Source organism: Arthrobacter sp. Soil782 (genome assembly GCF_001428435.1).
GTDB lineage: Bacteria > Actinomycetota > Actinomycetes > Actinomycetales > Micrococcaceae > Arthrobacter_D > Arthrobacter_D parietis.
Genome location: NZ_LMSO01000009.1, coordinates 499,779 through 519,540, shown reverse-complemented (window position 1 = coordinate 519,540; position 19,762 = coordinate 499,779). Strand labels below are relative to the sequence as shown.

Below are 19,762 nucleotides of genomic sequence, written 5' to 3'. Positions count from 1 at the left end.
ATCAGCTGAAGCAGGAGCAACAAACAGCCCCTACGTGTGCGCGGCCTCATCCCACAGGGTGCTCATCTCGGTCATGGCCCGTTCCATGATGGCGAGCATGGCTGCGTGCGCGTCAACGGCGTGGCCGCGCTGGATGGCGCTGGCCACGTCGACGTGCATCTGCAGTGCTTCCTCATGCGGATGGTCCGGCATCATTCCGTAGTGCGTCCGCCCGGTCAGGACTTCCGCGACCAGCGAGTTGAGCTTGCCGAACATCTCATTACCTGAACTTGAGAGCACCAGGTGGTGGAACTGGATATCGAGTTTCAGGAACAGTTCCGTATCGCCATCCTGGCCCGCCGCCCACAGCTTCCCGGCGAGGCCCATCAGCTCGCTGGCATCCGCCAGCGGCGCGCGCATCGCTGCAAGGCGCGCGGCCTGGGGCTCGACGGCGGTACGCAGCTCGGTCAGCGACCGCAACTGCGCCACCCGGCCGGGTGAGGCTAGGCGCCAGCGGATCACCTGGGGATCGTAGAGGTTCCATTCGGTGGCCGGGAGGACCTGCACGCCGACCCGGCGGCGGGATTGCACCATGCCCATTGAGGCCAGCACTCGCAGCACTTCCCGGATCACCGAGCGGGAGACACCGTAGCGTTCCTCCAGCTCTTCGATCCGCATGATGCTGCCGCTCTGCCACTCGCCTGCGCCGATCGCCAGTCCCATCTGATCGATCACCGAGGCGTGCAGGCCTGAGAATACTGCGACATCGGGAGACTCGATTTCGGCGGGTGGCATGGAGGAAGCGTACCAACAGCATCCCAATCACTCAGATAGGTTGCATAAGTATGATCTTTCTCACTACACTCGAGCTATACAGCAGATGTTTCAGCATCTACTCCAGCCCGCGTACAGCGGACGTCCCTCAATGAAGAGAAGTGGAGACACAGTGCAGCGCACAATCCTGCGAAAAGCCGGAATCACGGCAGCAATCGCAATGTTCGCCGGCGGATCACTGGCCGCCTGCGGCGGCAGCGGCGGAGACGCGGAAGCGGGTTCGGACACCCTGCGGGTCACTCTCGCCAACCACGTCTGGACCGAGCAGATCATCGAGGCCATCCCCGAGTTCGAGGAAGAGACCGGGCTGACGGTCGAGGTCACCCAGTTGGGTGAGGATCAGCTCTCAGCCCAGTACAACGTTCAGCTCAATGCCGGTACTGACGAAATCGACGTCATGATGTACCGCCCCCTCCAGGAGGGCAAGCTGTTCGCCCAGAACGGCTACCTCGCGGACCTGACTGACCGCGTGCAGTCCAACCCTGAGTGGGAGTGGTCCGACTTCCAGCAGGGCCCGGTGGATTCCACCACGTTCGAAGACAAGGTTGTCGGTGTCCCCACCATCACCGAGCGTGAGGTGCTCTACTACCGCACCGACCTCCTGGAGCAGGCCGGCCTGGAAGTTCCGCAGACCCTTGAAGAGCTTGAAGCTGCTGCCAAAAAGATCAACGAAGAGAACCCCGACGTCGCAGGCTTCGTTGCCCGCACCGGCAAGTCCCCGGCCGTCACCCAGTTCTCCAGCTTCCTGTACGGCTTCGGCGGCGACTTCATCGATGATGAGGGTAACTCCGCCGTCGCCAGCCCCGAAGCCAAAGAGGCCTACGCCTACTACGGCCGAATGATCAACGAATACGGACCGGAGAATGTCAGCACCGACATGAGCTGGCCCGAGGCAATGGCCATCTTCACCCAGGGTGGTGCCGCGTTCTACACCGAGGCTGACAGCCTCTACCAGAACGCCACTGACCCGGCGAACTCGCAGGTTGCTGACAAGGTCGGCTTCGCGCCGATGCCCGCCGGCCCCGCCGGCTCGAAGCCCTACAACGTTCCTTCGTGGGGCCTCGGCATCAATGAAGCATCGAAGAACCAGGACAACGCCTGGAAGTTCGTCGAGTGGGCCACCAGCAAGGACATGGTCCTGCAGATCCAGAAGGAAGGCGTACCGGGCCCCCGCAAGTCGGTCTGGTCCAACCCTGAAGGTACCGCGACCTACCCCGAGGATCTGGCAGCAGCCATCGAGGTCAGCGCCGAGAACGGCGTAGGCCACGACCGCCCGCTGGTCATCAATGTCGGTGAAGCCCGCGAGATCGTCGGCGATCCGATCGTCGTCGGAATCACCGGTGGCGAGGTGGACGCGGCTGCCGACTCGGCAGACGAAGCGTTCCAGCAGTTCCTCGATGACGAACGCGAGTAACTGATTTCCTGAACCACCCGCCGTCGTGCCCGGTTCCAACCCCGGGCACGACGGCGGCACCACCTGACAGCGCGGCCCGGCCGCCGCTTTGAAGACTTTTCCCTTTCATCCCCAAGGACGTGGACAATGACCGTCGCCTCCCTGCCGCAGAAATCCGCGTGGAAGGCCTACTCCGACTGGGCCAACGACCACCGGAAGTGGCTTTTCGCAGCACCGGCCATGGCCTTTGTTGCCATCCTCATCATCTTTCCGCTGGCGTGGACTCTGTATCTCAGCCTCACGGACGCATCGGGTTCGGTGCGCGCCGAATCGGAATTCATCGGCTTCGCCAACTACGCCGAAGTCCTCACCGACACCGAGCGCTTCTGGCCCGCGGTAGCCCGGACCTTCATCTTCACCGGCGCGGCACTGCTCGTCCAGATGGTCCTCGGCATGTGCATCGCACTCCTGCTGTGGCGTCCGTTCAAGGGCGAGAAGTGGGTGCGTGTAGCCATTCTCCTGCCGCTGGTGGCTACCCCCGTTGCCGTCGGCATGATGTGGCGGCTGATCTTCGACCCGAACATCGGCTTCGCCAACCAGGCCCTCGCCTGGTTCGGCATTCCCGCCCAGCCCTGGCTTTCCGGGCAGGATACCGCGCTGGCCACCGTGATCTTCATCGACATCTGGCAGTGGACCCCCATGGTGGTCATCATCCTGCTGGCCGGGTTGACCTCCCTCTCGGAGGAACCCGACGAGGCTGCACGCATTGACGGGGCCAACGCCTGGCAGCGATTCAAATTCATCACCGTTCCGCTCATGATGCCCACCATCATCGTAGCCATCCTCCTGCGCAGCATCGACGCCCTGAAGACGTTCGACCTGCTCTACGCCACCAAGGGACGCGGCGGCGGGTCCTTCCATGAGGTCGAGACGCTCAACGTCTACGCCTACGGGCTCAGCTTCGACTACAACGACTACGGGTTGTCCTCCACCGTCCTCATCATCTTCTTCCTCATCATCATTGGTTGCATGTGGGTTCTGACCCGCCGCCGGAAGGACGTCCAGAAATGAGCAGCGTCGTAACCCCCAAGATGCTCCGACCCGGTGCTGAGACGGCGGCCCGCCCGCCGCAGCAGCCACGCCGGAAGAAGCCGTTCAAGAGCCGCGCGTACAAGGTATTCCGCGTCGTGGCCCTGATCGTCATCGTGGTGTCCTTCCTCGCCCCACTGGCCTGGATGCTGCTGGCATCGCTCAAAACCAATGTCGACATCTATGACGCCAGCAAGACCCTCATCTTCGAACCCACCACAGCGAACTACGAGACGGTGCTGGGCAGGAACAACTACCTGTCCTTCGTCTTCAACAGCTTCTGGGTGGCCTTCGCCTCCACCGCGCTGTCCCTGATCATCGGTGTTCCAGCGGCCTACTCGATGAGCCGGTTTGCGATGCGCCGCTCGGCCCTGGTGGTCCTCATGGCCCGCATCATCCCGGGCGTCAGCCTGCTGGTGCCTTGGTACTACGTGTTCTCGAACATGTCGATGGTGGGCGGGTACAGCGTGCTCATCCTCTCCCACATGTTTGTCGCCCTGCCGCTGATCGTCTACATCCTGATGTCCTACTACGACTCCATGCCGCTGGAACTGGAAGAAGCCGCCCGCGTGGACGGACTGACCCATATCGGCGCGTTTCTCAAGGTCACCCTTCCGCTCTCGATGGCGGGGATCGCCACAGCGAGCATCCTGGCGTTCATCTTCTCCTGGAACAACTTCATGTTCGCCCTGGTGCTTTCCGGAGCTGACACCAAGACCCTGCCGGTGGCGATCTTCAACTTCGTGGCCTACGCGAGCATCGACTGGGGAGGCCTCATGGCGGCCTCCGTGGTGGTCACCATCCCCATCATGGTCATTGCCCTGTTCACCCAGAAGTACATCGTGTCCGGCCTCACCGCCGGTGCCACCAAGGGCTAGGCCATGGCGCAGCAACCAACCCCGCCGATTGTGGTCATGGGGGTGCAGGGTTCTGGTAAGAGTACGCTCGGAGCCCTCCTCGCAGCGCGGCTCGGCGCGCGCTTTGTCGACGGCGATGACCTCCACTCGGAGAAGAACAAGCAACTTATGGCTGCGGGAACTCCACTGACTGACGAGAACCGGCTGCCCTGGCTCCACGATGTCGGCGAGGAGCTGGCACGCGGCACGGAAGCCGGCGTCGTCGTCGCCTGTTCAGCACTGAAGCGGTCCTACCGCGCCCTGCTGCGCGGGCACGCGCCGAACTTGTTCGTCCTGCATCCCTACGGAGAACGGGAACTGGTCGCGGCGCGGCTCACCGCCCGCGAGCACGAATACATGCCGCCGTCGCTGCTGGCCTCGCAGTACAACACCCTGGAACCCCTGTCCGACGGCGAACGCGGATTGACCGTCGACCTCGCCCTGGTGCCCGGCGCGATTGTCGACCGCGTGTGCGCCCACCTCACCGAAAGCACCGTCCATGCGCATTAGCAGAATCGAAACCTTCCTCGTGCCGCCGCGCTGGCTCTTTGTCCGGGTGGAAACCGATGACGGCATCGTGGGGTGGGGCGAGCCGGTGGTGGAGGGCCGCTCCGAAACGGTGCGCACCGCCGTCGAGCAGCTGTCCGAGCTGCTGATCGGGCAGGATCCGCTGCGGATCGAAGACCTCTGGCAGGTCATGACCAAGGGCTCGTTCTACCGGGGAGGCGCGATCCTCGCCAGCGCGGTTGCCGGTCTCGACCAGGCGCTGTGGGATATCCACGGGAAGTCGCTCGGCGTTCCGGTGCACCAACTGCTCGGCGGCCATGTCCGCGACCGGATCCGGATGTACGGGTGGATCGGCGGGGATGAGCCGGCTGAAATTGCCGGCGCCGTCGAAGCCCAGCTTTCCGTGGGCCTCACCGCAGTGAAGATGAACGCGAGCGGGCGGATGAAAGCGCTCGGAAGCGTGGCCGCGATCAACGAGGTGGTGGAGCGGGTTGCTGCCGCACGTGAGGTGCTTGGTCCGCACCGCGACGTCGCCGTCGACTTCCATGGCCGGTTCACCCTTGCGGACACCCGCCGGATTGCACCGCTGCTGGAACCGTTGCACCCGTTCTTCCTCGAGGAACCCACGGTGCCGGAGAACTCACACCTGATTGGCGGGCTCACCCGCTCGACCACCATCCCGGTGGCTACCGGGGAACGGCTGTACAACCGGCAGGAGTTCCTTCCGGTGCTGCAGGCGGGCATCGCGGTTGCGCAGCCGGACCTCTCCCATGCCGGTGGGATTACCGAGGTGCGGAAGATCGCCTCGCTCGCCGAAGTCTTCGATGTGCAGCTCGCTCCGCACTGTCCGCTTGGGCCGCTGGCGCTCGCGGCCTGCCTGCAGGTCGGCTTTGCGACGCCGAACTTCCTCATCCAGGAACAGAGCATCGGCATTCACTACAACCAGGGCGCCGAAGTGCTCGATTACGTGCTGGACAAGACACCGCTGAAGTTCGTTGACGGGTACGTGGAGCGGCTGACCGCACCGGGGCTCGGGATTGAGATCGACGAGTCGGCGGTACGGATTGCGGACAAGACCGGCCACAGCTGGCGCTCGCCGGTGTGGAGGCACGACGACGGCGCGTACGCCGAGTGGTGAGCACGCCTGCGCTGGAAGAGGAGAAGAGCACGATGGATTTTCTTGATGGACTGAAGCGGGCACGCCTCCTGGCGATCATCCGGGGGAGTGAGCGTTCCGCTTCGGTGCGCACCGCCCTCACGCTGGTGGAGGAGGGCGTCACCTATCTGGAGGTTTCGCTGAACACACCGGAGGCGATCGAGGTCATCACGGCGGTCCGGCGCGAAGTCGGTGATCGGGCTGCAGTCGGTGCCGGAACCGTGCTCACCGGCGATGACGCGGCCCGCGTTGCGGACGCAGGTGGGCAGTTCCTCGTCACCCCCGCTGTCACGGCAGCCGTGGATTCCGGCGTCCTCCTCGGCTTGCCGGTGCTGGCCGGCGCGATGACTCCCACAGAGGCGTTTTCAGCAATGGACCGGGGCGCCACTGCGATCAAGCTGTTCCCCGCTTCCCTCGGTGGTCCCGGCTACCTTTCAGCCTTGAGGGATCCGTTCCCGGACATCCCGTTCATTCCCGTGGGCGGCGTGAATGCCGAAGCGGCGGCAGAGTATCTGGCTCGCGGCGCCGTCGCGGTCGGAGTCGGATCGCCGCTGATCGGGGACGCCGCCGGTGGTGGGGATCTGGACGCCCTTCGGCGGCGCGCACAGGAATTCCTTCGGCTCTCAGCCGGAGCAGCCTGATGAGCAGGGAACCGCTCCCGAAGGCCCAGGTCCTCACATTCGGCGAGACCATGGGGTCGATCCGCGCCGCAGGCCTGCTGCGTCACGGCGGAGCGATGTCCATGTCCCTCGGCGGAGCGGAATCCAACGTCGCCATCGGGCTGTCGCGCCTCGGCCACAGCGTGCGCTGGGTCGGCAGGCTCGGCGAGGACGAGGTCGGGAAGTTCGCTCTACGCACCCTGAGCGCAGAGGGAGTGCTCACCGACGCCGTCGTTCATGATGCCCTCCGGCCCACCGGACTGATGCTGCTCGAAAAGCGGATTGCCGATGTGTCCCGTGCCGCCTATTACCGTGCGGGTTCGGCCGGATCTGTGCTCAGCGTCGAAGACCTCGGTCCGGCACTGGACGCAGAGCCGTCGATCCTCCATTTCACGGGCATCACCCCGGCGCTCTCCGAAAGTGCGGCACAGGCAACCCTGCGCGCTGCAGAAACCGCGCGGGAACGGGGAATCACCGTCAGTTTTGACGTGAATTATCGTGCCAAGCTGTGGGACCGGGAGTATGCAGCGGAGGCTCTAAGCGTGCTGGCCGGGATCGCGGACATCGTCATCGCTTCCGAGGACGAGATCGATCTCCTGGGTAGTTCCTCCGCCCGTGCGCCTGAGGCCGAGCTGGTGGACGGGTTGCACGCTCGCGGCGTTCGGGACGTCATCATCAAGCGCGGAGCTGAGGGAGCTACGGCCTACACGCTGGACAGCACCTGCCACTGCGATGCGATCAACGTTCCGGTGGTCGACACCGTCGGTGCAGGCGATGCGTTCACGGCCGGCTACCTCTCCGGACTGCTCGACTGGGAAACCCTGGAAGAGCGCCTGCACCGCGGCGTCACCCTCGGTGCGTTTGCCGTCGCCGCAACGGGTGACTGGGAGAACCTGCCGGCGCGGGACGAGCTCTCCCTGATCCGATCCGCCGGAACCACCATTCGCTAGTCACTCCAACGTCCGCTCCACAGCAGAAGGAATCACCGTGAAGATCCGTAGCGCAGAAGTGATCGTCTCCAGCCCCGACCGCAATTTCGTCACGCTGAAGATCACCACCGAGGAGGGAATCACCGGCCTTGGCGACGCTACGCTCAACGGCCGCGAACTCGCCGTCTCGGCGTACCTCGAGCACCACGTGGTCCCGCTGCTGATCGGGCGGGATGCCCACCGGATTGAGGATACGTGGCAGTTCCTCTACCGCGGAGCCTACTGGCGGCGCGGACCGGTGACCATGGCCGCTATTGCCGCCGTCGACGTCGCGCTCTGGGATATCAAGGCGAAGGCGGCCGGTATGCCGCTCTACCAGTTGCTGGGCGGTGCAAGCCGCACGGCCGTGCGCGCCTATGGCCACGCAAGCGGCCGGGACATCCCCGAGATTCTGGACTCCGTCCGCGAACACCTGGAACTGGGCTACAAATCCATCCGCATCCAGACCGCGGTGCCGGGCATCAACGCGGTCTACGGTGTGGCCGCCCAGCCCACAGCCGGCGGCGTCCGCTACGACTACGAGCCCGCGCAGAGGGCGGCGCTGCCTGCGGAGGAGGACTGGGATTCCCGGGCCTACCTGCGCCACATTCCTACAGTTTTCGAAGCCGTCCGTAACGAGTTCGGCCCCGAATTGCCGCTGCTCCACGACGGGCACCACCGGATGACGCCGATCCAGGCGGCCCGCCTCGGGAAGTCCCTGGAACCGTATGACCTGTTCTGGCTCGAGGACTGCACCCCTGCCGAGAACCAGGACGCTCTGCGCCTGGTGCGCCAGCACACCACCACGCCGCTGGCCATCGGCGAAGTGTTCAATACTGTGTGGGATTACCAGACGCTGATCCGCGAACAGCTGATCGACTACGTGCGTTCCGCAGTGACGCATACCGGCGGCATCAGCGCCATGAAGAAGATCCTCGACTACGCGGCGCAGTACCAGATCAAGTCCGGCATCCATGGGCCCACCGATATCTCACCGGTGGGCATGGCGGCCGCGCTGCACCTCGACCTTGCCATTCACAACTTCGGCATTCAGGAGTACATGCGGCATGGGGACCTCACCAACGAGGTATTCGAGCAGTCCTTCACCTTCGTGGACGGCTACCTGCACCCGGGGGATAAGCCGGGCCTCGGTGTCGAACTGAACCTCGAGGCCGCGGCTGCCCACCCCTACGAACCCGCATACCTGCCCTTCAACCGGTTGAAGGACGGCACAATCCACGACTGGTGACGGAACGCCCCGGCGTCAGCCCATCTCCGCGTAACGCTTCGCCTGGGGGAGTCCTTCGCGTACCTGGTCGGCGTCGAATTCCGGCCCGTACACCGGCGTGTCCCGCTGGAACCGCCACCCTTCAGCGAGGGGACCGGCGTCGACTACATCAAACCCGAACTGGTCGATCAGCGACGCAACTGTCTTCTTGGCGTCGTCGTCGTCTCCGGCAATAGGAAGCGCTCGGCGGCCCGGCGTGCCGGGCGCGGTCGCCTTGCTGGTCAGGTGATCGGCATAAATGTTGTTGAACGCCTTGACGATGTGCGCGTCCGGTAGGCGATCGGCAAGGAGTTCGCTGGTGGTGGTCGATTCGTCGTCGAGCTCCGGGATGTTCCCGTCGCGCTCGGGGTAGTAGTTGTTGGTGTCGATCACCGCTTTGTCCTTGAGCTGGACAGCCGGCACCGCATCGATCGCCTTGAGCGGCACGCTGACGACGACGACGTCCCCTGCTTCCGCTGCCTCTTCCGGCGTTGCCGCCCGGGCGCGGTCGCCCAGCTCGTCGATGAGATCGATCAGCGTTTCCGGCCCCCGCGAGTTGCTCATGACGACGCCGTATCCGTTTTGGATGGCAAGACGGGCAAGTTGTGAGCCGATGTTGCCGCTGCCGATGAAGCCGATGGTTGTCAGGTTATTTTCCATGGCGAGTACAACCGATCTGGGAGGCGAGTATTCCCTTGGGGGTCTTCCATGGACCTTCAGGAGAAGCGCTAGGGAAGGAGTTTCGCGTACACGACGTAGTTGTCATTGAACGTGCCGGTAGCGGGATCGTACCCGTCACACGTGATGAGGCGGAGTTCAGGACCTTCGGTGTTTCCGTAGACGGCCTGTGTTGGGAAAGCGTCCTTCGAATACTGCTCACCGCGTTCGACGGCGAATGTCGCCACGGTGCCGTCCTCGCGTGCAATCTCAATGGTGTCGCCCGGATTCAGCTGCTTGATCCAGGCGAAGACTCCGGGCCCGCCATCGCTGGCGTTCACGTGCCCGAGAAAGATTGATGGCCCGGTTTCGCCCGGTGTGGGAGAGTTCCGGTACCACGATGCGGGCGCCCCAGGATGGCCCGGAGGTACCTCGAGAGACCCGTTCGGTTGAAGCCCCAGGTACAGCAGGCCTGACTTGACTCCGTGCGTGGGCATCGAGAGTGACACCGGCAACGAACGGCCGAATACCTGTGGAGTTGCATCGACGGGCGCTGGTGCAGGCGCGGGTGATGCATTCTCCGCGGGCGCACCCGATGCGGCGGGACTCGCCGGCGCCGGTTCGGCGGACGCCTCCGAATTTGTTGGGGGAGGCCCGGGCGCGGTTGTCGTCCCTTCCGCCGGAAGGGACGACGGCGCCGCTACCGTGAAAGTTGGCTGGGCTCCGACGGCGTCAGACGAGCTCGGTGGAGCACAACCCGTGAGGAGCAGCAGTGGGACCGTTGCAGCAGCCAGGAGGCTCCCGCAACGGTCCCGGAGGCGGCTAGTCATCTGTATGAAAGTATCCGATCACTCGACGCTTTCGACGACTCGCTCCCTATGCCGCGCGACGACGGACCACGTACGTTCCCCCCGCTGCCAGGGCGAGGACAAGTCCGCCCCCCAGCGCAAGAGCCGCCGTGTTGTCGGTTTGCGTCACCTCGACACCGGTGGCTGCGCCGCCCACAGGCATTTGAGTGACCTGATTACCCATCGGAGGTGCGGGCGGCGGCGTAGGCTGCGTGGTGCCCATCAGCCCGACGACGATGCTGGCGTCGTAAGCTGGCGTACCAGCTGCGTCGCAACCGAATCCGTCGCCGTCAGCGTCCAACCGCGGAGCATAGCCTGGAGTGCCGATCGGAATGTTGTAGACCCCGACGGACGCTGCCTCGGAGCAATTCTGGAACGGGAGAGACACCGCCGCGGCCGGCGTCGCTGACAGCGCCACGAACCCTGCCGCTGCTGCAACTGCAAAACCTGCTGTTGTTTTCTTCATTATTTCCCCTCATGTTGATGCCGCGAGTGATGAGACGCGGATCACACGAGATTAGACAGCCAGCTTATGAGTCGTCAAGGTTATCCACATTTTTATCCTGGTACTGCGCTAATTCAGCCCGGTGTGATAGCCGGTCGCCGATACGATGGTTGAACCGTCGCTCGTAGTTCAACCATTACTCGTACTTTTGGGGCACCTTTGAATCTCCCTTCGCTACCTCCCGCTCAAAATCGGGACCCTATGCAGACACAGACACAGACACAGACACAGACGCGGACAAGGAGCAAGGCAAAGGCATCGACGCTCATTGTTGCTGGGTTTGGTCTGTTTCTTCTGGTCGTTGGTCTCATCTCGGGCGGAATTGGCGGAGCTCTCGTCATGGCGGGCCTCCTTGCGCTCCTCACCGGCCTCTATACGGTGCTTACCGGCCGCGGCTCCTGGGCGCGGCTCGCTGGCCGCAAGGCAGGATCCATCGTCGCGGCGGCAAGCGTTGTTGCGCTCCTGGTCGGCGGGTCCATCACGCCCTCCGCGGAGGACACCGTCCCCGCGGCCTCAGCCGAGCAAACCGAGACCGCCGCTGTTGAACCGTCACGGACTGCGACAGCGGCGCCAACAACGTCTCCTACGCCGAAGCCCTCACCTACCCCGAGTACCGACGCTGCGCCGATAGACGGGGACACCGTTGTCGACGCTGAGGGAGACCCGAATGCTCCCAGCGATCAACCCGAATATGGCGTCAAGGCGCTCGCGCTGCTGGAGACGCTGCCGATCAAGGGTCGCGCACCGAAGACGGGCTATGACCGGGACGAGTTCGGTCAAGCCTGGCTCGACGTCGACCGCAATGGCTGCGACACCCGCAACGACATGCTCAACCGGGACCTTCGCGACATCGTGCACGCGAACTCCGTTCCCTGCAAAGTCCGTTCCGGTACTCTGGATGACCCCTATACCGGAACCACTATCCCGTTCCTCCGCGGGCAGGAGACCAGCATTGACGTGCAGATCGATCACATGGTTGCGCTCGCCGACGCGTGGCAGAAGGGCGCCCAGCAACTCACCTACGAACAACGGGTAGCCTTCGCCAACGACCCGCTGAATCTGCAGTCCACGGACGGTCCGACCAACGCACAGAAGGGTGCGGGCGACGCCGCAACCTGGCTTCCGCCGAACCGCGGATACCGCTGCGAATACGTCGCCCGGCAGATCTCCGTGAAGGCAACCTACAATCTGTGGGTTACACAGGCTGAGCATGACGCAATGGCACGGGTTCTGTCGGATTGCGCAGACACATTGGCGCCTACCAACCAGGCTTCGCCCACACCGACACCTACCCCAACACGTGAGCCGGAACCGGCTGTCGAGCAGGCGGCTTTCGCAAGCTGCGAGGAGGCTTTCCTTGCCGGTGCCGGGCCCCTCTACATCGGTGGGCCGGGGTACAGTCCTGATCTCGACGGCGATTCAGACGGCGTTGCCTGCGAGGCTGCGTCAGCCCCAGCCCCAGCCCCAGCCCCAGCCCCAGCCCCAGCACCCGCGCCGGCACCGGTACCCGCGCCAGCCCCGGCGAATGTGTACTACAAGAACTGTGATGCAGCCCGGGCTGCTGGCGCTGCGCCCGTCTACGCGGGGCAGCCGGGGTACGCTGCTCACCTGGATGGAAACGGCGACGGCGTCGGCTGCGAGTAAGCGGCCTGCCCGTTCGCCAGTCGCGGTTTCCGGAGAGCTAAGTGTCTCTCAAAACGTGCACGTTCTGGAAAGCACCCCGTCGCTGCGCCGCGCACAACTCACGCGTAATTGCCGTCGTCGTCGTTCGTGAAGAGTGAAGCCACGCGTCGTCCGGAAGCGGGAAGACCTCCGGAGCGGATGAGAGGATCACAGCTATGATCGACCGCGTACCCGGTGTGCAACTGCATATTGTGATTGATGAATCGTCGCCACCGATCGAACGAACCCTGTCCGTCTCCGCCAGCATCCTCCTGAGCGACCTGCACCAAGTAATTCAGAGAGCTTTCGGCTGGCAGGATCTTCACCTCTACCAGTTCTCTGTGAGTGACACCTTCCGGGGACAACCAGACTTCACCCCGGCAGAATCGGCCGATGAGCTCGGCACTGAAGACGCATCCCGGACAGAGCTCGCTGCGATTGCAGGATGGACGGGCGCCAAGTTGGCATACGAGTACGACTTCGGTGATGCCTGGGACCATCTCGTCACCGTCGTCGGCAACGATCCGGTGCTGCCTGCCCACCTCGAATGCATCGCCGCCAGTAGGAGAGGTCCGGTAGAGGATTGCGGCGGCATCCATGGCTACTACAAGCTGATCGAGGCGCTGAAGGGTCAGCAGCAGGACTCCGCCGATGCCGTCGATTGGTTCGAGTCAGTGTCGGGGGAGTCCGCAACCGCGTTTGATCCGGCACACGTCGACGTGAAGGCGATTAATCAGCAGCTCACGGAGCTCGCAAGGTTCTTCTGGCGCGCGGCGTTGCCGTCCGAGGTGATTGCCGCCGTCGTCCATCCTGTCCAGTGGCTGCTGCAGCGGGTTGGCGCCGAAGGCATTGAACTCACCAAGGACGGGTATCTGAAACCGTCAGTTGTGCAGGAAGCCATGCAGGCTGGGATGGACCGACCGCTGGTACGGCAAGTTCAATCGTGAGGCGCAGACACTCCCTATCCTGGATCTTCGCCACCAGGTGCAGGAGTGGAAGCTGGTGCGCAAGTACAAGGGAAAACTTGTACTCACGCCCAACGGCAGACGGCTGGTGAACAGCGATGCCGCGCTGTGGGAGTACCTCTCCGACCGTCTTGCGCACCCGCCGGCTGCTGCGATCGGGCTGGTGAATGCCGTCGTCGTGCGGTGGCTGGTGAAGGACGCCCTCCCGTCCTATGACCTGCGTGGCAAAATAATGGCCGAAATCCTGACAGCCCGCGGCTTCGCTTACGACGACGGTCCCATCACTGAAAGGGAAGGGCGGGCTCTGGTGCGTGATGTCATTCGGACGCTGGAGTGCCTAAACGTTCTGGCGAAGTCCGAAGACGTTCTATCCGAGGACAAGAAGGTGACCGATTCCGGCCGGGAATTCCTGATCGAAATTCAGCGAAAGCAACATGGTCGCCCGTCCTGACGTGATGGTGAGCCGGTAAAGGGAGTAGCTTGGGTTCACCCGGCGCAGCGTAGGGAGGCGTATGGACCCGGATCTCACCCATGACCGGCTCATCGAACAGTGGCTCGAGGAATATGCTGCGTCCCAGCACGAGAAGCGCGCAGCCGCCAACGCTATCCAGGATGCCATCGCCGCCCGCCTCGACGACGACGGCCTCAACTATCACGCGATCGAATACCGGGTGAAGGACCACCAGTCCCTGGAGCAGAAATTGAGGCGCTGCAATCCGGATGGAAACCTGAAGTACGCGGACGGGCTGCGCGGCATCGATGACATCATCGGCATCCGGGTCATCACCTTCCTTCAGCTCGACGTAGAGCGGGCAATGACGGCCCTTCGCAACTCCTTCGACGTTATTGCCCACGTCGACAAGACCGCCGAACAGCGGGAAAAGGGGGAGTTCGGCTACTCGGGTCAGCACCTCGTGCTCAGAGTCAGTGAGGCAACCGCACCGAACGGGTGCCGCAATCACATCGGCGAACGCTTTGAGGTGCAGTTCCGGACCATCCTGCAGCACGCCTGGGCGGAGTTTGAGCATGACATCCGCTACAAGAGCGCAGGCCCAGTGCCGCCGGAGGTCAACCGGGCGTTCACTCTGGCGTCCGGGCTAATCGAACTGGCCGATAACCAGTTCAGCACCATCAGCAGTGTGGTCGCCGCCGAAAAAGCCAACCCCGGCGAAGCGGTCACGCTCCTTCCGGTTGCCCTCACGGGTGAGGCCCTCGAAAGCATTCTCGAACAGGCGCTGCCAAGCAACCCGCGCAGCCGCGTCGAACAGTACGAGTGGTTACGCGAACTGCTCGAAATGCACGGCGTCACCACGGTAGCGCAAGCCTCCGAACTGGTCGCTTCCGCCGATTGGGATGCCATCTCCCGCAAAGTGCAGTACAAGTTCGCTCCCGGCCACGTCCGCGCCGCCGATGATCTGCTGCTTGTCCACTACGGCCAGGAGCACATCGACAAGACGCACGCCCTGGGTCACGACCGCAACAGACGCGCCAAGCTGACCTACCGCCTCAGAAAACTCCGAGACTGAGGGGCCGAAGCCGGATGAAGTTCCCTGCGCCGCGCCAGCCCAGTCCGTACTAAGGGCAGGAGCTCCGGCGGCTTGCCCCGCATTCCGCACTGCCGGAATACTTGAAGGGAAGCAGCGGAAGCGGGTGACGATGAACGACAGAAATGAACGCACCAGACGCATGCAGCGCGTTTCGGAATATCGGGCCGCGCGCCGCTCCGGAAGCAGCGGCGCGGAGGCCATCGAGCAGGTCGACGACGACGAAGAAGAGCAAGCGCCGATCACGGACTTCGCTGCCAAGGCAGATTTCGAGATCCGGCAGGCAACCGCCCGAGGTGATTTCGACAACCTGAAGTACGCCGGCAAGCCGATTCCAGGCCTCGGCGCAACCCTTGACCCAGACTGGTGGGTCAAAGGACTGATCGAAAGGGAGCAGCTCTCCGGCCTTGCACCCGCGCCGTTTCGCCTGCGCACAGAGGACGCTGAACTCGACGGAAAGCTGGATCAGCAGTACATGGAGAGCAAGGTCCGCGAGCTACTCGAGGACTTCAACCGGCAGGTCGTTGATGCCCGCAGACAGCTCCTGGGTGGACCGCCCGTGGTGACCAAGACGCGGGACGTTGAGCAGGAAATTGAACGATGGCGTGAACGTCGAGCAGCACGCCATGCGCAGGTTGAGCAGGACGAAACGGCCGCACAGGAGGCCGATCGGGAAGCAGCCCAACAGAAGGCAGCGAAACGCTCACCGTGGTGGCGCCGTCGTCGTTAGCTTTTCAGCTGGCTACCAGGTCCTGATACTCGGGGTGCCGCTCGATGTACGCGGCGATGAACGGGCAGCGGGGCACGGCGTGTAACCCACGTTCCCGGACATCGTCCAGGGCAAACCGTGCGAGGGCGCTTCCGAGTCCGTGACCCTCGAAGGCCGAATCCACCTCAGTGTGGGTGAAGGTGACCTGCTGGTCCTTGAGGCGGTACGCCGCGAAGCCGGCCGGGTTCCCATCGAGAGTGATCTCGTACCGCCCGGCGCCGGTGTTGTTTGTTACCTGTACGTCAGCAGCCATGAGCTACTCTCCGGAGAACTCGCCGTTGGCGATTGCGTCCGCGTACTCGCTGAGGTCCGGGCCCGGCTCGAAGTCGACGAACTGGGGCTGCAGCTTCTCGAACAGGAACTTGTACACCTGATCCCGGTCACCGCCGGAGTGCGCAGCCGCCGCCTCTTTCACCGCTTCCTGCAGAGCTTTGTCTGCATCGACAAGAATCTTCTCCCGGGCCTGTTCGTTCCAGGTGACGTCGCTGATCTTCACAACCGGCCTCCAATAGTAAGTAGACTGTTTATCGGATTCAGGCTACGGGTGTCCATTCAGCCCCACAACCCCCCGAGCCGTCCTGCTATCGTGCAGGTGCATCACCATTGAGTAGAGGCGGGTTTGAACGTGACGGGTGAAGTCGAGGGAAATTCGATCCGCGGCGAGCTGCAGGACCTCGTGCTCGAGAGCGCGCAGATCGACGAATTTCTTGATGGGATGGTGAAGATCGCCGCTCGTGAACTCGGTGAGATTACCGGTAAGACGATGTACTCGGCCGTAACCCTCCTGCGTCCAAAGCGTGCCGCGACGGTTGCCAGCAGCAGCCCGGAAGCCCGCAACATGGACGAGGTTCAATACGCATTCGATGACGGCCCCTGCCTGCGCGCGGCACGTGAGTACACCACGGTAGTAGTGCAGGACTTCCAGGAGGAGGAGCGTTTCGGCGAGTACACGGGAGCTGTCGCGGGGCATGGCATCCGCTCAGCGCTCGGCGTGCCGATTCTCCTCGAGGGAGACGCAAATGCAGGCCTGGATCTGTACTGCCGAGAACCGCTCGCGTTCAATGCCGAAAGCATCGACGCCGCTGAGCAGTTCGCGCGCAGGGCTTCCCGTTCACTGCAGATAGCTGTCCGCGTGGCCACTCTCATGGAGCACAACGAGCACATGAGTGTCGCAATGGAGAACCGCACCACCATAGACCTTGCAGTGGGCATCATCATGGGCCAGAACCGCTGCAGCCAGGATGAAGCGGTCAATATCCTGAAGGCCGCCTCGAACGCACGGAACGTGAAGCTTCATGCGGTTGCTGCGGCTGTTGTCGAGTCGGTGAACAACGCGAGCGCAACCACGCACTTTGAGGCCTAGCCGGACACCTCAGCCAACTCATTGTCCTGAACAACACCAGCATCAGCGTCAGGTGCAGGCGATCGGTGGAAAGACGGGTAGCTGTCATACGGTTCCCCAAAAAGGTATACGAAGGTCGGTCGACACGATAGTTTGTATACGAAACTACACAACAACGCCTCCCCGAACGGACAACGATGCCCGCTTTTGTCGCCCCGGGTTCCTTCACCACCCGCCCCACGCTCCAAGGCAACTTCGGCATGAGCGCCTCAACGCATTGGCTGGCAACGGCATCTGCGCAGGCCGTCCTGGAACGCGGCGGCAATGCTTTCGATGCTGCCGTCGCCGGAGCCTTCGTGCTCCATGTCGTTGAACCGCACCTCAACGGTCCCGGCGGCGACATGACCGGCGTCTTCGCCACCGCGGAAAACCCCTCAAAGCCCGTGGTCCTGATGGGACAGGGACCGGCTCCCGCCGGTGCAACCCGGGAGCACTACCTCTCCGAAGGACTCGAGCTGGTTCCAGGCGCCGGAGCGCTCGCAGCCGCCGTCCCGGCCGCCGTCGACGCCTGGTTCCTGCTGCTCCGGGACCACGGCAGCTGGGAACTTGCCGACGTCCTGGCTTTCGCCTGCCGCTACGCCCGTCACGGGCACCCGGTGCTGGCCCGGGTCGGTGCAACGATCAACGCCGTCAAGGAGCTGTTCACCGAACACTGGCCCACTTCCGCAGCGCTCTGGATGCCGGACGGGAAAATCCCGGCAGAAGGCGACATCGTGAAAAACGAGGCTTACGCCTCAGTGCTCGACCGACTCGTTGCCGCAGGGAGCGGCGCAGGCTCCCGCGAGGAACGCATCGACGCCGCCCGGCGCGAGTGGAGCGAAGGTTTCGTCGCCCGGGCTGCAGTCGACTTCATCAGTACACCGCACCGCCACTCGTCGGGTCAGGATCACGCGGGAGTGATGAGCCTTCAGGACTTCGCGAACTTCCAGGCCGGCTACGAGGAGGCCACCACTCTCGACTTCCGCGGCTACACCATTGCCAAGACCGGCCCGTGGGGTCAGGGCCCGGCCCTGCTGCAGACCCTCGCCATCCTGAACGGATTCGGGGACGATCACATGGACCCGTCCACAGCCCTCGGCGCGCACACCATCCTGGAAGCGCAGAAGCTGGCCATCGCAGACCGCGAGGCATACTACGGTGATTCCGACGTGCCGATGGAATACCTGCTATCCGAAGAATATGCAGCCGAGCGCAGGGCGCTTATCACCGATCAGGCTTCCACCGAGTTCCGCCCCGGGACTGCCCCCGGGCATACGCCGTTCACACCGCCGCTGCGGACGGAATACACACCGCCGGCGCTGACGGGTAAGGACGGCTTCGCGGGGGTAGGGGAGCCCACCGTCTCCCGCGACGGCGAGACACGCGGCGATACCTGCCACATCGACGTGGTTGACCAGTGGGGGAACATGATTTCCGCGACGCCGTCGGGCGGCTGGCTGCAGTCATCTCCCACCATCCCCGAACTCGGGTTCTGCCTGGGCTCCCGCCTACAGATGACCTGGCTCGAGGAGGGCGCACCATCCTCGTTGGAGCCGGGAAAGCGGCCTCGCACCACTCTGACACCGACCTTGATCCTCAAAGACGGCAAGCCAGTTGTTGCGCTCGGCTCTCCCGGCGGTGACCAGCAGGACCAGTGGCAGCTGGTCTATATCCTTCGCACGATTGTCGGCGGCTACTCACCGCAGCAGGCCATCGACGCGCCGTCCCTGCACACGACGTCGATACCCGGCTCTTTCTTTCCACGCACCTGGGAGCCTGGCGGCGCCGTGGTCGAAGACCGGCTGGGTGAGGAGGTCATCGCCGACCTGGAACAACGCGGTCACGTCGTCACGAGGGCGGGAGACTGGGCGCTCGGCCGGCTGTCGGCTGTTGTCAGCGACCCGGCGACAGGAGTTTTGATGGCTGCGGCCAACCCGCGCGGAGCGCAGGGCTATGCAGCCGGCCGATAGCGAAGACGCTGCACCGAGGCAACGCGTCCAGGACGAAATCCGGAGGGACATCATCTTCGGTGCGTTGCCGCCGGGCACCCGCGTGACCGAGGCAGCGCTCGCAGCCAAGTACGGAATCTCGCGGGTTCCTGTCCGGGAAGCTCTCCGCATGTTGGAGGCCGAGGGTTTCGTCGAGTCCAAGCCCTATGCCGGATCAACGGTGTCGAAGATCCCTGTTGACGACGCCGAGGACCTGTTTTTCGTCCGCGAAGCCCTGGAATCGGCAACGGCCCGGCGCGCAGCGCACCGGGCTGCTGCGCAGTTCGATTCAGGCGCGCCCAGCGTTGAGTGGTGGCAGGCCCGGAAAGTGCTGGCAGCAGTGCTCGATGAGGGAGATGCCGCTGTCGCGCAGAACCGGCTCGATCTCCTGCCCGAACTCAACATCCGGTTCCACCTGGGTGTGGCGGAATTAAGCGGCAGCGCCTCGCTGACGGCGCTGCTGCGCCAGATCGCAGGCAAGATCGAATGGCTCTACGCAACGGACGTCGACCGCCGCGGCAAGGAGTCCTGGAGCGAGCACAGGAGCATTCTTGCGGCGATCGACTCCGGCAACTCCGCGAATGCAGAGCAGCTGATGGCCGATCACGTCCATCAGTCCAAAGTCGGGTATCTGGACCGCTTCTCCGTCGACAAAAACTCGGCTCTATCTCCCGAGCCCACCTTTGCTCCCTGAT

At 63.8% G+C, this 19,762-nt stretch carries 22 protein-coding genes; 16 read left to right on the top strand and 6 right to left on the bottom strand.

From position 1 onward, the window contains the following. Nucleotides 1-30: 30 nt before the first annotated feature. The gene (locus tag ASH00_RS13050; RefSeq protein WP_056549057.1) at nucleotides 31-774 is read right to left on the bottom strand and encodes a FadR/GntR family transcriptional regulator; all 744 of its coding nucleotides are present in this window, start codon (nucleotides 772-774) and stop codon (nucleotides 31-33) included. A gap of 151 nt (nucleotides 775-925) precedes the next feature. Between ASH00_RS13050 and ASH00_RS13045 the strand changes: the two genes are divergently transcribed. From ASH00_RS13045 to manD, 8 genes are all read left to right on the top strand, one after another. Then, nucleotides 926-2,227 (top strand): ABC transporter substrate-binding protein, encoded by a 1,302-nt coding sequence (locus tag ASH00_RS13045; RefSeq protein ID WP_235563298.1) that lies wholly within the window; start codon nucleotides 926-928, stop codon nucleotides 2,225-2,227. A gap of 126 nt (nucleotides 2,228-2,353) precedes the next feature. Then, nucleotides 2,354-3,277, top strand: coding sequence for a carbohydrate ABC transporter permease (locus ASH00_RS13040; RefSeq protein WP_056549054.1), 924 nt, complete (start codon nucleotides 2,354-2,356; stop codon nucleotides 3,275-3,277). Further along, nucleotides 3,274-4,173 (top strand): carbohydrate ABC transporter permease, encoded by a 900-nt coding sequence (locus tag ASH00_RS13035; RefSeq protein WP_056549052.1) that lies wholly within the window; start codon nucleotides 3,274-3,276, stop codon nucleotides 4,171-4,173. Before ASH00_RS13040 ends, ASH00_RS13035 begins: the two co-directional genes overlap by 4 nt. 3 nt (nucleotides 4,174-4,176) lie before the next feature. Further along, nucleotides 4,177-4,701 carry a gluconokinase gene (locus ASH00_RS13030; protein ID WP_056549050.1) on the top strand — a complete coding sequence of 175 codons (525 nt, stop codon included), beginning with the start codon at nucleotides 4,177-4,179 and terminating at the stop codon, nucleotides 4,699-4,701. Continuing rightward, entirely contained in the window at nucleotides 4,691-5,836 is a 1,146-nt protein-coding gene (dgoD, locus tag ASH00_RS13025) for a galactonate dehydratase (RefSeq protein WP_056549048.1), read from the top strand. The genes ASH00_RS13030 and dgoD overlap by 11 nt, the downstream gene beginning before the upstream one ends. A gap of 32 nt (nucleotides 5,837-5,868) precedes the next feature. Then, a complete protein-coding gene (locus ASH00_RS13020; RefSeq protein WP_056549334.1) occupies nucleotides 5,869-6,495 on the top strand; it encodes a bifunctional 4-hydroxy-2-oxoglutarate aldolase/2-dehydro-3-deoxy-phosphogluconate aldolase in 627 nt (208 codons plus the stop codon). After that, entirely contained in the window at nucleotides 6,495-7,463 is a 969-nt protein-coding gene (locus ASH00_RS13015; RefSeq protein WP_082566121.1) for a sugar kinase, read from the top strand. The genes ASH00_RS13020 and ASH00_RS13015 overlap by 1 nt, the downstream gene beginning before the upstream one ends. A 37-nt stretch (nucleotides 7,464-7,500) precedes the next feature. Continuing rightward, on the top strand, nucleotides 7,501-8,730 hold the full coding sequence (gene manD, locus ASH00_RS13010; protein WP_056549047.1) for a D-mannonate dehydratase ManD: 1,230 nt from the start codon (nucleotides 7,501-7,503) through the stop codon (nucleotides 8,728-8,730). Between the two features lie 15 nt (nucleotides 8,731-8,745). Here manD and ASH00_RS13005 read toward each other — a convergent pair whose 3' ends face one another. From ASH00_RS13005 to ASH00_RS16895, 3 genes are all read right to left on the bottom strand, one after another. Further along, on the bottom strand, nucleotides 8,746-9,396 hold the full coding sequence (locus ASH00_RS13005) for an NADPH-dependent F420 reductase (RefSeq protein ID WP_056549330.1): 651 nt from the start codon (nucleotides 9,394-9,396) through the stop codon (nucleotides 8,746-8,748). An 80-nt stretch (nucleotides 9,397-9,476) separates the two neighbouring features. Beyond that, complete coding sequence (locus ASH00_RS13000) at nucleotides 9,477-10,235, bottom strand: class F sortase (protein ID WP_056549045.1); 759 nt, start codon at nucleotides 10,233-10,235, stop codon at nucleotides 9,477-9,479. Nucleotides 10,236-10,281: 46 nt separating this feature from the next. Then, the gene (locus ASH00_RS16895; RefSeq protein WP_082566120.1) at nucleotides 10,282-10,719 is read right to left on the bottom strand and encodes an excalibur calcium-binding domain-containing protein; all 438 of its coding nucleotides are present in this window, start codon (nucleotides 10,717-10,719) and stop codon (nucleotides 10,282-10,284) included. A 240-nt stretch (nucleotides 10,720-10,959) separates the two neighbouring features. Between ASH00_RS16895 and ASH00_RS12990 the strand changes: the two genes are divergently transcribed. The 5 genes from ASH00_RS12990 to ASH00_RS12970 all read left to right on the top strand — a co-directional run bounded on the left by ASH00_RS12990 (nucleotide 10,960) and on the right by ASH00_RS12970 (nucleotide 15,659). Then, nucleotides 10,960-12,402, top strand: coding sequence for an excalibur calcium-binding domain-containing protein (locus ASH00_RS12990; protein WP_082566119.1), 1,443 nt, complete (start codon nucleotides 10,960-10,962; stop codon nucleotides 12,400-12,402). Nucleotides 12,403-12,596: 194 nt separating this feature from the next. Beyond that, the gene (locus ASH00_RS12985; RefSeq protein WP_056549044.1) at nucleotides 12,597-13,367 is read left to right on the top strand and encodes a plasmid pRiA4b ORF-3 family protein; all 771 of its coding nucleotides are present in this window, start codon (nucleotides 12,597-12,599) and stop codon (nucleotides 13,365-13,367) included. Between the two features lie 55 nt (nucleotides 13,368-13,422). Beyond that, entirely contained in the window at nucleotides 13,423-13,836 is a 414-nt protein-coding gene (locus ASH00_RS12980; protein ID WP_157359119.1) for a hypothetical protein, read from the top strand. Between the two features lie 61 nt (nucleotides 13,837-13,897). Beyond that, a complete protein-coding gene (locus ASH00_RS12975; protein WP_056549042.1) occupies nucleotides 13,898-14,911 on the top strand; it encodes a GTP pyrophosphokinase in 1,014 nt (337 codons plus the stop codon). Nucleotides 14,912-15,041: 130 nt separating this feature from the next. Beyond that, nucleotides 15,042-15,659 (top strand): J-domain-containing protein, encoded by a 618-nt coding sequence (locus ASH00_RS12970; RefSeq protein ID WP_235563297.1) that lies wholly within the window; start codon nucleotides 15,042-15,044, stop codon nucleotides 15,657-15,659. Nucleotides 15,660-15,663: 4 nt separating this feature from the next. Here ASH00_RS12970 and ASH00_RS12965 read toward each other — a convergent pair whose 3' ends face one another. Further along, nucleotides 15,664-15,951, bottom strand: coding sequence for a GNAT family N-acetyltransferase (locus ASH00_RS12965; RefSeq protein WP_056549041.1), 288 nt, complete (start codon nucleotides 15,949-15,951; stop codon nucleotides 15,664-15,666). 3 nt (nucleotides 15,952-15,954) lie between these two features. After that, entirely contained in the window at nucleotides 15,955-16,194 is a 240-nt protein-coding gene (locus ASH00_RS12960; protein WP_056549040.1) for a hypothetical protein, read from the bottom strand. Nucleotides 16,195-16,323: 129 nt separating this feature from the next. Between ASH00_RS12960 and ASH00_RS12955 the strand changes: the two genes are divergently transcribed. From ASH00_RS12955 to ASH00_RS12945, 3 genes are all read left to right on the top strand, one after another. After that, nucleotides 16,324-17,061, top strand: coding sequence for a GAF and ANTAR domain-containing protein (locus ASH00_RS12955; RefSeq protein WP_056549039.1), 738 nt, complete (start codon nucleotides 16,324-16,326; stop codon nucleotides 17,059-17,061). Between the two features lie 239 nt (nucleotides 17,062-17,300). After that, on the top strand, nucleotides 17,301-19,049 hold the full coding sequence (locus ASH00_RS12950; protein ID WP_235563296.1) for a gamma-glutamyltransferase family protein: 1,749 nt from the start codon (nucleotides 17,301-17,303) through the stop codon (nucleotides 19,047-19,049). Further along, the gene (locus tag ASH00_RS12945) at nucleotides 19,033-19,761 is read left to right on the top strand and encodes a GntR family transcriptional regulator (protein ID WP_056549035.1); all 729 of its coding nucleotides are present in this window, start codon (nucleotides 19,033-19,035) and stop codon (nucleotides 19,759-19,761) included. The genes ASH00_RS12950 and ASH00_RS12945 overlap by 17 nt, the downstream gene beginning before the upstream one ends. Nucleotide 19,762 lies beyond the last annotated feature (1 nt).

Excerpts from the sequence above, each read along its gene's own strand:
- ASH00_RS16895 (WP_082566120.1), bottom strand. The coding sequence starts at position 10,719 with ATGAAGAAAACAACAGCAGGTTTTGCAGTTGCAGCAGCGGCAGGGTTC.
- ASH00_RS12945 (WP_056549035.1), top strand. The coding sequence starts at position 19,033 with ATGCAGCCGGCCGATAGCGAAGACGCTGCACCGAGGCAACGCGTCCAG.
- ASH00_RS13000 (WP_056549045.1), bottom strand. The coding sequence starts at position 10,235 with ATGACTAGCCGCCTCCGGGACCGTTGCGGGAGCCTCCTGGCTGCTGCA.
- ASH00_RS12985 (WP_056549044.1), top strand. The coding sequence starts at position 12,597 with ATGATCGACCGCGTACCCGGTGTGCAACTGCATATTGTGATTGATGAA.
- ASH00_RS12950 (WP_235563296.1), top strand. The coding sequence starts at position 17,301 with ATGAGCGCCTCAACGCATTGGCTGGCAACGGCATCTGCGCAGGCCGTC.
- ASH00_RS12965 (WP_056549041.1), bottom strand. The coding sequence starts at position 15,951 with ATGGCTGCTGACGTACAGGTAACAAACAACACCGGCGCCGGGCGGTAC.
- ASH00_RS13040 (WP_056549054.1), top strand. The coding sequence starts at position 2,354 with ATGACCGTCGCCTCCCTGCCGCAGAAATCCGCGTGGAAGGCCTACTCC.
- ASH00_RS13050 (WP_056549057.1), bottom strand. The coding sequence starts at position 774 with ATGCCACCCGCCGAAATCGAGTCTCCCGATGTCGCAGTATTCTCAGGC.
- ASH00_RS13035 (WP_056549052.1), top strand. The coding sequence starts at position 3,274 with ATGAGCAGCGTCGTAACCCCCAAGATGCTCCGACCCGGTGCTGAGACG.
- ASH00_RS12975 (WP_056549042.1), top strand. The coding sequence starts at position 13,898 with ATGGACCCGGATCTCACCCATGACCGGCTCATCGAACAGTGGCTCGAG.
- ASH00_RS13020 (WP_056549334.1), top strand. The coding sequence starts at position 5,869 with ATGGATTTTCTTGATGGACTGAAGCGGGCACGCCTCCTGGCGATCATC.
- ASH00_RS13030 (WP_056549050.1), top strand. The coding sequence starts at position 4,177 with ATGGCGCAGCAACCAACCCCGCCGATTGTGGTCATGGGGGTGCAGGGT.
- ASH00_RS12990 (WP_082566119.1), top strand. The coding sequence starts at position 10,960 with ATGCAGACACAGACACAGACACAGACACAGACGCGGACAAGGAGCAAG.
- ASH00_RS13015 (WP_082566121.1), top strand. The coding sequence starts at position 6,495 with ATGAGCAGGGAACCGCTCCCGAAGGCCCAGGTCCTCACATTCGGCGAG.
- ASH00_RS12970 (WP_235563297.1), top strand. The coding sequence starts at position 15,042 with ATGAACGACAGAAATGAACGCACCAGACGCATGCAGCGCGTTTCGGAA.
- dgoD (WP_056549048.1), top strand. The coding sequence starts at position 4,691 with ATGCGCATTAGCAGAATCGAAACCTTCCTCGTGCCGCCGCGCTGGCTC.